The organism is Porphyromonas sp. CAG:1061, from assembly GCF_000435035.1.
Classification (GTDB): Bacteria; Bacteroidota; Bacteroidia; order Bacteroidales; family Porphyromonadaceae; genus Porphyromonas_A; species Porphyromonas_A somerae.
The window spans coordinates 12,626-14,377 of record NZ_HF988927.1 but is presented as its reverse complement, the minus strand read 5'-3'; the positions used below and the strand labels follow the sequence as shown (position 1 = coordinate 14,377).

Sequence of the window (1,752 nt, the reverse complement as noted above, 5' to 3'; positions counted from 1 at the left end):
ATCGATACGCTCCTCAATGAGCTTGCCCTCTACCTTTACAACGCTATGAACGCACTCCTGAGGAAAGCTCCCAATTGCGTCACCAGCCTCTACTCGTATGGTCTTGGTATCATCGCTTCCCATTAGGAATATCTTGCCGCCACCATGCTTGCAAATATGAGTGCAGATACCTTCAAGCACTACATCTTGATCCACTAAAGCATCAGGATTGCTCAAAAGTGAATCCACGTCCAAAGTGCTAGTGATTACCTCATTCTCTTCCTGCTTATTATTCTCTCCCTTGCTGCAACCCACTAATAATAGTGTGGAAAGGAAAAGGAATAGGGCTGTTCTCTGTAAAATGTTCATTGAATAATACTTTTATATGAATACTTCCGCAAAGTTGGCTATATTTGGGCAGAAAGGCTCTCCCTATTTTTGGGTAAATTGTGGGCTGATCACTACTCAAATATAGGTATTTATAGATATAATCCCTAGGAGTAAGGGGTTGTGAAAACAGAAAACACCCCTATAGGCAAAACCTAAAGGGGCGCTTTTGAATGAATATTAGGTGTGATTACAGGGTGATTTTGGAGAGGTCACGGAGAATCGCTTTGGCATCGTGTAGGAGTTGATTCATCACCTCACGGACTGGCCGTATAGCATTGATGGTGGAGGCAATTTGCCCAATTTCTAGCTCTCCCTCTTGGAGATCGCCCTCGGACATACCTATCTTGGCTCTTCCTTTGCCTAGCAGAGTGGCTAGCTCCTCTTTGGTAGCACCTTTTGCCTCAGCTTCGGCCACTTGATCCATAAATCCGCCTTTAGCCAAACGGGTAGGCACTAGCTTCTTCAGCATCAATTTGGTATCCCCTTCGCCTAGGGCAAGGCAATGCTCCTTGAAGGCTTGGTGGCAGGCACTCTCCTCGGTAAGAGCAAAGGCGGTACCGATCTGCACCCCCTCTGCTCCTAGAGCCATACAAGCAACAATGGCTGCACCAGAAGCGATTCCTCCGGCTGCTATAAGTGGCACATGGATCACTTCGCGAACAGCGGGAATAAGACAAAGGGTAGTGGTCTCTTCACGACCGTTGTGCCCACCGGCTTCAAACCCTTCGGCAATCACAGCATCGACCCCAGCGGTCTCTGCTTTTTTTGCGAACTTGCTACTGCTCACCACGTGTAGCACCTTGATCCCCTCTTCCTTAAGACGGGCGGTCCAGGTAGCAGGATTGCCTGCAGAAGTAATCACGATGGGCACTCGCTCCTCAATAATCACTTGCATGGTCTCCTCTACCGTTTTCATCACTAGGGGAATATTGACGGCAAAGGGCTTGTCGGTAAGCTTACGGGTATGGCGGATCTCTTCGCGTAGCTCTTCGGGGTAAAAGGTACCACCAGCCAGCACTCCCAGTCCGCCCTCTTGGCTTACTGCTGCTGCCAACTTGTACCCACTGGTCCACGCCATTCCACCCTGAATAATAGGGTACTCAATTCCCAATAATTGGGCCACTCTATTTTGATTTCTCATTGCGGTAACTCTTGCTATTTAATTAATCCTGATCTTCTCTTCAGTGCCTCAATAGAGGGCTGACGGCCCTTGAAGTTTTGATAAAGCACCTCTGGCTCTTCGGCATCACCTCGCTCTAAGATCTCACGCTTAAATCGCATAGAGGTGGTATGGTCTTTGAGCCCATTCTTTAGGAACTCCTCAAAGGCATCGGCCTCTAGTATTTCCGCCCACTTATACCCGTAGTAGCCGGCAGCGTAGCC

The 1,752-nt window shown here is 48.6% G+C and carries 3 protein-coding genes and 1 pseudogene (1 of these 4 running past the window's edge); all 4 read right to left on the bottom strand.

The genetic code is table 11. From position 1 onward, the window contains the following. Positions 1-348 (bottom strand): annotated as a pseudogene (locus QVO39_RS06375) (hypothetical protein); the annotation flags it as partial. A 208-nt stretch (positions 349-556) separates the two neighbouring features. Next, positions 557-1,510 carry an NAD(P)H-dependent flavin oxidoreductase gene (locus tag QVO39_RS06370; RefSeq protein WP_021903484.1) on the bottom strand — a complete coding sequence of 318 codons (954 nt, stop codon included), beginning with the start codon at positions 1,508-1,510 and terminating at the stop codon, positions 557-559. A 14-nt stretch (positions 1,511-1,524) separates the two neighbouring features. Beyond that, positions 1,525-1,713 carry a M3 family metallopeptidase gene (locus QVO39_RS06365; protein ID WP_288171877.1) on the bottom strand — a complete coding sequence of 63 codons (189 nt, stop codon included), beginning with the start codon at positions 1,711-1,713 and terminating at the stop codon, positions 1,525-1,527. Next, positions 1,707-1,752, bottom strand: the 3' end of a protein-coding gene (locus QVO39_RS06360; protein WP_021903482.1) for a M3 family metallopeptidase. The gene runs 452 nt beyond the window's last position; the window shows 46 of its 498 coding nt (coding positions 453-498); its start codon lies beyond the right edge, outside the window; its stop codon occupies positions 1,707-1,709. The genes QVO39_RS06365 and QVO39_RS06360 overlap by 7 nt, the downstream gene beginning before the upstream one ends.

Coding starts and splice junctions, on each gene's coding strand:
- QVO39_RS06370 (WP_021903484.1), bottom strand. CDS start 1,510: ATGAGAAATCAAAATAGAGTGGCCCAATTATTGGGAATTGAGTACCCT.